This window comes from Micromonospora sp. NPDC049089 (assembly GCF_040648775.1).
In the GTDB taxonomy this organism is placed as follows: Bacteria; Actinomycetota; Actinomycetes; order Mycobacteriales; family Micromonosporaceae; genus Micromonospora.
Genome location: NZ_JBEZEH010000061.1, coordinates 23,200 through 31,375, shown reverse-complemented (window position 1 = coordinate 31,375; position 8,176 = coordinate 23,200). Strand labels below are relative to the sequence as shown.

Annotated in this window: 9 protein-coding genes; 1 reads left to right on the top strand and 8 read right to left on the bottom strand. The window is 70.3% G+C overall.

Features of this window, described 5'->3' with window-relative positions; all coding sequences use genetic code 11:
- The 3 genes from AB0B48_RS13295 to AB0B48_RS13285 form a co-directional block, all read right to left on the bottom strand.
- On the bottom strand, positions 1 to 89 hold an 89-nt coding region (locus tag AB0B48_RS13295; RefSeq protein ID WP_357200263.1), incomplete at its 3' end, for a beta-galactosidase trimerization domain-containing protein.
- Positions 90 to 248: 159 nt separating this feature from the next.
- Positions 249 to 1,088 (bottom strand): DUF4081 domain-containing GNAT family N-acetyltransferase, encoded by an 840-nt coding sequence (locus AB0B48_RS13290; protein WP_238662330.1) that lies wholly within the window; start codon positions 1,086 to 1,088, stop codon positions 249 to 251.
- A 5-nt stretch (positions 1,089 to 1,093) separates the two neighbouring features.
- Positions 1,094 to 2,347, bottom strand: a complete 1,254-nt coding sequence (locus AB0B48_RS13285; RefSeq protein WP_357200257.1) for an MFS transporter — start codon at positions 2,345 to 2,347, stop codon at positions 1,094 to 1,096.
- A 112-nt stretch (positions 2,348 to 2,459) separates the two neighbouring features.
- Between AB0B48_RS13285 and AB0B48_RS13280 the strand changes: the two genes are divergently transcribed.
- Positions 2,460 to 3,053 (top strand): PadR family transcriptional regulator, encoded by a 594-nt coding sequence (locus AB0B48_RS13280; RefSeq protein ID WP_357200254.1) that lies wholly within the window; start codon positions 2,460 to 2,462, stop codon positions 3,051 to 3,053.
- Positions 3,054 to 3,167: 114 nt separating this feature from the next.
- Here AB0B48_RS13280 and ispG read toward each other — a convergent pair whose 3' ends face one another.
- The 5 genes from ispG to AB0B48_RS13255 all read right to left on the bottom strand — a co-directional run bounded on the left by ispG (position 3,168) and on the right by AB0B48_RS13255 (position 8,082).
- The gene (gene ispG / locus AB0B48_RS13275; RefSeq protein ID WP_112588507.1) at positions 3,168 to 4,340 is read right to left on the bottom strand and encodes a flavodoxin-dependent (E)-4-hydroxy-3-methylbut-2-enyl-diphosphate synthase; all 1,173 of its coding nucleotides are present in this window, start codon (positions 4,338 to 4,340) and stop codon (positions 3,168 to 3,170) included.
- Positions 4,341 to 4,349: 9 nt separating this feature from the next.
- Positions 4,350 to 5,600 carry a site-2 protease family protein gene (locus AB0B48_RS13270; RefSeq protein WP_357200250.1) on the bottom strand — a complete coding sequence of 417 codons (1,251 nt, stop codon included), beginning with the start codon at positions 5,598 to 5,600 and terminating at the stop codon, positions 4,350 to 4,352.
- Positions 5,600 to 6,811, bottom strand: a complete 1,212-nt coding sequence (gene dxr, locus AB0B48_RS13265; protein ID WP_357200247.1) for a 1-deoxy-D-xylulose-5-phosphate reductoisomerase — start codon at positions 6,809 to 6,811, stop codon at positions 5,600 to 5,602. The genes AB0B48_RS13270 and dxr overlap by 1 nt, the downstream gene beginning before the upstream one ends.
- Positions 6,812 to 6,860: 49 nt before the next feature.
- Positions 6,861 to 7,490 carry a Uma2 family endonuclease gene (locus AB0B48_RS13260; RefSeq protein WP_357200244.1) on the bottom strand — a complete coding sequence of 210 codons (630 nt, stop codon included), beginning with the start codon at positions 7,488 to 7,490 and terminating at the stop codon, positions 6,861 to 6,863.
- 142 nt (positions 7,491 to 7,632) lie between these two features.
- Positions 7,633 to 8,082: a hypothetical protein gene (locus AB0B48_RS13255; RefSeq protein ID WP_357200241.1), complete on the bottom strand. Its 450-nt coding sequence runs from the start codon at positions 8,080 to 8,082 to the stop codon at positions 7,633 to 7,635.
- Positions 8,083 to 8,176 lie beyond the last annotated feature (94 nt).

Genomic DNA, 8,176 nt, shown 5'->3' with positions numbered 1-8,176 from the left:
CGGGTCACCGCGGGGGTGCCCGCGTAGAAGTCGGCCTGGTACGTGCCGACGACCTGCGCGCCCTGCGGAATCACCAGCTCGAACAGCAGGCTCGTAGGCGCAGGGCGGTGGCCGCACAGTCGCGCCGTCGGAATCGGTTGGCGCCGTCTGCTCGGTGGCTCTCAGCAGATCTTGGACACTTTCCGTTAGGCGAGAACGGAAAGTGTCCAAGATCTGCGGGGATGCATCACCACGCTCACCCGCAGCGGTCAGAAGAGGACGGTGGCCAGGGTGCCGATCGGCTGGAAGCCACAGCGCTCGTAGACGCGGCGGGCCGGGAGGTTGAAGTCGTTCACGTACAGGCTGACGGTGGGGGCGACCCGCAGCAGCGCGTCGCGGACCACGGCTGCCATGGCGGCGGTGGCGATCCCCCGGCCTCGCCACTCCGGTGCCACCCAGACGCCCTGGATCTGCGCCGTCCGTTTCGTGACCACTGCCAACTCGGCCTTGAACACGACCTTGCCGTCCACGACGCGGGCGTACGCGCGACCGGTCCGGACCAGGTCGTTGACCCGTCGGCGGTAGCTGCGTCCGCCGTCCTCGGCCAGCGGGGAAACACCAACCTCTTCGGTGTACATGGCTACCGCCGCCGGGAAGAGCCGGTCGACCTCGCCGGAGCGAACCTGGCGTACCTCCGGATCGGCCGGTACGGGTGGCAGCGTGTCGGTGACCAGCAGTGGCTGATTTGGGCGAACGTCTCGCGCTGGCCCCCACGTGTCGGAGAGGCGGTCCCACAGCCCGAGGACGGCATCGGCCCGGCCGACGATGGAGGAGCAGAGCCGCTCCTCGCCCGCGAGCAGGTCGGCGAAGGCAGCCACCGCGGCGTCGCTGGCCAGCACCGGCGTGAGGTTGCCGCCGAGCCAGCAGAGTGATTCGAGGTTGCGGCGGGCTCCGTACCCCAGGATTCTGCCCTCGGCCCGCCACCACGAGAGTCCGCGCGCGGCGATGCGCTCGGCGACCTGCGCGCCCGCGAACGGGTCATGGTCGAGCAGTCGCTCGACCGCGCGGCGCTCCGATTCCCCCAGTTGGCGTACCGGCACCGTCAGCACGGCTATCAGCCTGCCAGATCAGCCCCCCGCTTCGCCGGTCGAGTGACAAGGCCGGCACCGGTTACCCGAGGCCGGGTCCGCCCGGCCCACCGGACGACCGGGGGCACCAGGGCTCCGAGCAGGAGAAACAGGGCACCGAGTACGAGCCAGCCGGGTACGCCCCAGCCGAGGGCCAGGGTGGTCACCACTACCGGTGCGAGCATCTTGCCCAGTTCGTAGCCCATGCCGTACGCCCCCTGGTACTGCCCCTGGGCGTCCGCCGGCGCCAGCCCGAAGGAGATCGCCCAGCCGGCGGCGGAGTGCCACAGTTCTCCGGTGACGTGCGCGAGCGCCCCGAGGCCGAGCAGGCCCACCGCCCCGGCGGTGGGCAGCGCGCCGCTGGCGGCGAAGAGTACGCAGGCCAGGGCGATGGCCACGCCCGCTCGACGAGCGGCGCGGGCGGCTCCGGGCACTGTGGCGGCGGTGCCCGCGGCGCGTACCTGAAGGAGCACCACCACCACGGTGTTGACCAGTGTCAACGCGGAGATCATCCAGGCCGGGGCCCGGGTGTGGCCGGCGATCCACAGCGGCAGGGCGATGGTGAGCAGGCTGAAGTGCATCGACATCAGCCCGTCGACCAGGGTGAAGGCGAGGAACGGGCGGTCCCGCAGGGCGACCAGCCGAGGGCCGTGCGTCGGGGCGGCGACCGGGGCGACGGCGGGTAGTTGAAGGAAGACCACCGCTGCCGCCAGGGATGTCGCCGCCGAGGCCAGGATCAGCGCGACGTACCCGGTCCGGGTGTCGGCGGCGATGGCGAAGCCGCCGAGGACGGCGCCGACGGAGATCCCGACGTTGGTGGTGGCTCGCAGGTAGGCGCGGGTGCGGACCCGCTGGTCGGCCGGGATCGCTCCGGCGATCAACGCGCCGCGGGCACCTCGCTCGACCGCGTCGGCAAGCGCGGTGGCGGCTCCCACCAGCACGAACGTGGGGAACGACCGGACGGCGACCAGGCCGACGGTCAGGGTGCCGGCGACGAACAGCGCGCCGACCTGCACGCCGCGTGGGCCGACGCGGTCGGCCAGGTAGCCGCTCGGGGCGCTGGCCAACACACCGACCAGGGCCGAGATGGTCAGCCCGATGCCGACCTGTGTGGCCGACAGGCCGACCGACCGGGTGAGGAAGAGCGCGCTGGCGACGAGCCAGAGGCCCCGCCCCACGGTCTTGACCAGAGTGCCGAGGGTGAGGACCCGGGCCGGACCCGGCGGGGGAAGCAGGCGCATGACCGGCACCCTAACAAGACGTACGTACGGTTTGCTAGACGGGGGTTGTCTACGATGCATTGCCGATATATCGTTGATGCATCAGCGATAGTCCTAGGGAAGGAATAGCCCAATGAGGTTCCACCGACAGCACCACCCGATGCACGAGGCCCGGATGCGGGGGTTCGGCTTCCCGCCGGTCCCGCCCGGTCCGCACGGTCATGGCCACGAGCACGGACACGGCGGCCCCTGGGGCGGCCGGGGCCGTGGTCGGGGTCGGGGCCGACGACCCAACGTCCGAGCCTCCGTGTTGGCCCTGCTCACCGAGCGGCCAATGCACGGCTACGAGATGATCCAGGAGATCGACTCCCGCACCGGCGGTGCGTGGCGGCCAAGCCCCGGCTCGATCTACCCCACCCTCCAGCTCCTGGAGGACGAGGGCGTGATCGTCGCCAGCACCGAGGAGTCCGGTGGTGGGCGGAAGCGGTTCACCGTCACCGAGGCCGGTCAGGCAGAGGCGACCGAAGCCGCCCAGACCCCGCCGTGGGCGGACGTCGCCCAGGGCACGGTGAGCAGCTGGCACGACATCCGCGACTCCGGCACACAGGCGATGAACGCTCTGCGCCAGGTGATGATGAACGGCACCGACGACCAGCGTGAGCGGGCCGCCCAGGTGCTCGACGAGACCCGGCGCAAGCTGTACGCGATCCTCGCCGAATCCGAGTGACGCCAGGCCGCACCACAGCGCCAGGCCGCACCACAGCGCACAAGCGCACGATCAGCACAAACGCACAGCGGCCGTTCCCCGCACGGGGAACGGCCGCTGTTTCCACATGGAAAATCAGTGCACGGTGACGGTCGGGCCGGTGACCAGCCCTCGCAGCTCCTCGGGAAGCTCGGCGCCCATCTCGTCGGCGATCCGCAGCGCCTCTTCGATGAGGGTCTCGACGATCTGGGCCTCGGGCACCGTCTTGACGACCTGCCCCTTGACGAAGATCTGGCCCTTGCCGTTGCCGGAGGCGACGCCGAGGTCGGCTTCCCGGGCCTCACCCGGACCGTTGACCACGCAGCCCATGACGGCGACCCGCAGCGGCACCGGCAGCCCTTCCAGGCCGGCGGTGACCTCCTCGGCGAGCTTGTAGACGTCCACTTGGGCCCGCCCGCAGGACGGGCACGAGACGATCTCCAGGCCCCGCTCGCGCAGACCGAGGGACTCCAGGATCTGGTTGCCGACCTTGATCTCCTCCACCGGCGGGGCGGACAGCGACACCCGGATCGTGTCGCCGATCCCCTCGGCCAGCAGCGCTCCGAAGGCGACCGCCGACTTGATGGTGCCCTGGAACGCCGGCCCGGCCTCGGTGACGCCGAGGTGCAGCGGGTAGTCGCACTGCTCGGCGAGCTGCCGGTACGCCCGGATCATCACGACCGGGTCGTTGTGCTTGACCGAGATCTTGATGTCCCGGAAACCGTGCTCCTCGAACAGCGAGCACTCCCACAGCGCCGACTCGACGAGCGCCTCGGCGGTCGCCTTGCCGTACTTGCTCAGCAGCCTCTTGTCCAGCGAGCCGGCGTTGACGCCGATCCGGATCGGCACCCCCGCCGCCCCCGCGGCACGGGCGATCTCCTTGACCTTGTCGTCGAACTGCCGGATGTTGCCGGGGTTGACCCGGACAGCCGCGCAGCCGGCGTCGATCGCCGCGAAGACGTACTTGGGCTGGAAGTGGATGTCGGCGATCACCGGGATCTGCGACTTCTTGGCGATCGCCGGCAGCGCCTCGACGTCGTCCTGGGACGGCACGGCCACCCTGACGATCTGGCAGCCGGACGCGGTCAGCTCGGCGATCTGCTGGAGGGTCGCGTTGATGTCGGAGGTGAGGGTCGTGGTCATCGACTGCACGGACACCGGCGCACCGCCGCCGACCGGAACCGAACCGACCATGATCTGGCGGCTGGCCCGACGGGGAGCGAGCGGCGGGGGCGGCACGGCGGGCATACCGAGACTGATAGCTGTCACTTCAGGCACTCACCTTGAGAAGAGCGTGATGGGGTTGACGACGTCCGCGGCGATGGTCAGCAGCGTGAACGCGCCACCGATCAGGATCACCGCGTACGTGAAGGGCATCAGTTTGAGGTAGTCCACCCGGCCGGGGTCGGTCCGGCCGATCTTCGCGTACACCCAGGATCGGGCCCGTTCGAACCAGGCGATGGCGATGTGGCCGCCGTCCACCGGGAGCAGCGGCAGCAGGTTGAACACGCCGATGAAGAAGTTCAGCGACACGAAGAGCATGAAGAAGACCAGCCAGGCGTTGTTCTCGACCGCCTCGCCGCCGAGTCGGCTGGCGCCGACCACGCTGATCGGGGTGTCGATGTCGCGCTCGCCGCCGGTGAGGGCGGTCCACAGGGCGGGGACCTTCTGCGGGAGGCGCTGGAGCGCCTGGGCGGTGCCGACGGCCAGGTCGCCGGTGAAGTCGGCGGTGGCGCCGAAGGCCCCGACCGGGCTGTACGTCACGCGGGTGGGCGTGCTGGGGACGAGCCCGACGCCGAGGGCGGCCACCGGGGCGGCGGCACCGGTCGGGTTGTCCAGCGGCGGACGCTGGGTCTGCGCGAGCACGGTGCTGGTGGTGGCCGGCTGCCCGTCGCGGACGTACGCGATCTGCGCGGTGTCGCCCGGCTTGAGCCCGCGCAGCGTGGTGAGCAGGTCGCCGTAGGAGTTGACCGGGGTGCCGTTGATCGAGGTGATCCGGTCGCCGTTCTTCAACTGCGCCTGGGCGGCGGGGCTGGCCGCGTCGGCCGAGGTGCAGGCGCGCACCGTGTTCTCCGGGACCACGCACTGGCTGAGCTGGATGACGGCGGGCTCCTGGCGGGCCTGCGCGTCGGTGGTCGGGAAGTCGGGGTTGGGCAGGCCGGCGGAGACGGCCAGGATCCAGATGGTGACCAGGGCGAGCGCGAAGTGGGTGATCGACCCGGCGGCCATCACGATGGTCCGCTTCCAGACCGGGTAGCGCCACATCACCCGGGACTCGTCGCCCGGCTCGACGTCGTCGTCCTGCGGCGTCATCCCGACGATCTTGCAGAAGCCGCCGAGGGGGATGCCCTTGAGGCCGTACTCCGTCTCACCTCGCCGGAACGACCAGATGGTGGGCCCGAAACCGACGAAATACTTGGTGACCTTCATCCCGAACGCCTTGGCGGTCAGCAGGTGACCCGCCTCGTGCAGGCTCACCGAGATGAGAATGGCCAGGGCGAAGAGGACCACCCCGAGCAGGTACGACATCAAGCTCCTTCCACCGAACCCGCGATGATCTCCTGCGCATGCGCGCGCGCCCACGACTCGGCCGCGAGCACGTCCTCGACGGTACCTGGTTCGTCGAAGTCCGGAGCCTCCTCCAACACCCGTTCGAGGGTGTCGACGATGCCGAGGAACGGCAGCCGGCCCGCCACGAACGCGGCCACGCACTCCTCGTTCGCCGCGTTGTAGATCGCCGGCCGGCAGCGCCCGGCCTCCCCGGCGGCCTTGGCCAGGGCGACGGCCGGGAAAGCGTCGTCGTCGAGCGGCGCGAACTCCCAGGTGTGCGCGGCCGTCCAGTCGACGGCGGTGGCCGCCTCGGGGACCCGGTCGGGCCAGCCCATGCCCAGGGCGATCGGCAGCCGCATGTCCGGTGGGCTCGCCTGGGCGATCGTCGACCCGTCGACGAACTCGACCATCGAGTGGATCACCGACTGCGGGTGCACCATCACGGTGATGTCGGCGTAGGGCACGTCGAACAGCTCGTGCGCCTCGATCACCTCAAGGGCCTTGTTGACCATGGTGGCCGAGTTGATCGTGACGACCGGCCCCATGTTCCAGGTCGGGTGCGCGAGGGCCTGCTCGGGTGTGACCTGCGTCAACTCGTCACGCCGCCGACCCCGGAACGGGCCGCCGCTGGCCGTGACGATCAGCCGCCGCACCTCACCCCGCGTTCCGGAGCGCAGGCACTGGGCCAGCGCCGAGTGCTCCGAGTCGACCGGCACGATCTGCCCCGGCCGCGTCACCGCGGCCTTGACCAGCGGGCCGCCGGCCACGAGCGACTCCTTGTTGGCAAGCGCGAGGGTACGACCACCGCGCAGCGCGGCCAGCGTAGGAGCGAGGCCCAGCGAGCCGACCACCCCGTTGAGCACGATGTCGCACTGCCACTGGGCCAGCTCGGTCATGGCGTCCGGCCCGGCCACGATCTTGGGAAGCTTGAAATCACCGGTGGCCCACCCACGCCGGCTCGCCTCCGCGTAGAACGCGAGTTGCAGATCCTGCGCGGCGGACGCCTTCGCCACCCCGACCGCCTCGACGCCCAGTTCGAGGGCCTGCGTGGCGAGCAGCTCGACGTTGCCGCCGCCGGCACCCACGGCGACCACCCGGAACCGGTCCGGGTTGCGCCGGACGATGTCGATGGCCTGGGTGCCGATCGAGCCGGTGGACCCGAGCAGAACAAGGTCGCGGGGGGTAGTCACCCGGCCATTCTTCCCCACCGCCGCTGCACGCCCGCTGGGAGCCTCAGCCCTACCCCTCCGCCGGCTCCTCCTCGTCCAGCAGCTCGGCCGGATCGATGGAGAACTCGAACGGCTCCCGCATCGCGAAGGTGCTCCCCGCCGCAGCGGCGGCCAACGGCCGGTACTCCCCGTCGGACAGCTCGAACAGGGCAATGGTCGGCACCCGGTTACGCAGGTCCACCCGGAGAAAGAACGGCACCCCGACGGCGGCGTACTCGCGGGGTCGGTCGATCACGTCCTTACGCCGGTTACCCGGCGAGACGATTTCCCCCAACAACACCGCCTCGGCGATGGGGACCGTCGTGCGGCCACCACCTGATTTCCGCAGCACAGCGATGTCCGGGATGAAGAGGTCATCCCCGGAGATGACGTTGATCTCCGGATATACCCAGAATCCGGCCTTCCGCGCAGCACGGTGCAGCACGTAGGGCAATTCCCGCTCGACCGACTGATGATCGATTCCCGCGTGTGGTGTCACGATCACGCTTCCGCTCAGGACCTCAACCTTGGGGCCGTTGGTCTCCGGCAACAGGTCGAGGGCGAGCTGCGCAGTCCAGGGTTCGTCGTGCCACCGCAGCACGTCGAACGACGGCTCGGCATGCTGCGGCGCCGGCTCCGGCGCGAACGCTGCCTGGGCCATCCGGGCTCACCCCCTCAGCGGGACATTTTGCTCAGGTCAGCCTAGCCACCGCAGCCCCAGAAGCGCGTCATCGCACACAGGGTCCGTCAGCCCGAAATGACTGCACCGCAGCGAGGCGCGTGCAGATCTTGGACAGTTTCCGTCATGGACGAACGGAAAGTGTCCAAGATCTGCGGGCCGGCGCCCGACCCGTCGTGGTCCGGTGTCGCACGACGGCCAGCCAGACCGCTGCGCCGACGCAGAGGACGGCCAGCAGGGACAGCAGCACCAGTGCCGGGTTGACCCAGGCGGGCACCAGGTCGTAGGTGGCGTTGCATCGGTCGTGGAGCGGGAACCATCGCGACGACTCACGCCAGTGCGCGGCGCGGTAGGCACTGTCGTAGGTGACGCCGGCCTGTCGGCAGGACTCCTCCGAGCTCATGGAGGAACCCGAGAACGCGCCGACGAACCAGGTGACAGCGGTGGCGACGACCGAGAGCCCGGCCGTCGCGGCGAACCAGCCCGGAGTCTTCCAGCGGCCGGTGAGCAGGGGTCGGCCCCACAACCAGAGCACGAGCAGAGCGGGTACGGCGAGGCAGAGCCCGGTCGTCACGACACCCATCCTGATTCGTCAGCCTCCCGCCAGCGAGCCGGCCTTGATCATCGCACGGGCCGGCTCACCGCCGAGAACATGACGAAGCGATCGA

Coding starts and splice junctions, on each gene's coding strand:
- AB0B48_RS13260 (WP_357200244.1), bottom strand. CDS start 7,490: ATGGCCCAGGCAGCGTTCGCGCCGGAGCCGGCGCCGCAGCATGCCGAG.
- AB0B48_RS13285 (WP_357200257.1), bottom strand. CDS start 2,347: ATGCGCCTGCTTCCCCCGCCGGGTCCGGCCCGGGTCCTCACCCTCGGC.
- AB0B48_RS13280 (WP_357200254.1), top strand. CDS start 2,460: ATGAGGTTCCACCGACAGCACCACCCGATGCACGAGGCCCGGATGCGG.
- AB0B48_RS13270 (WP_357200250.1), bottom strand. CDS start 5,600: ATGTCGTACCTGCTCGGGGTGGTCCTCTTCGCCCTGGCCATTCTCATC.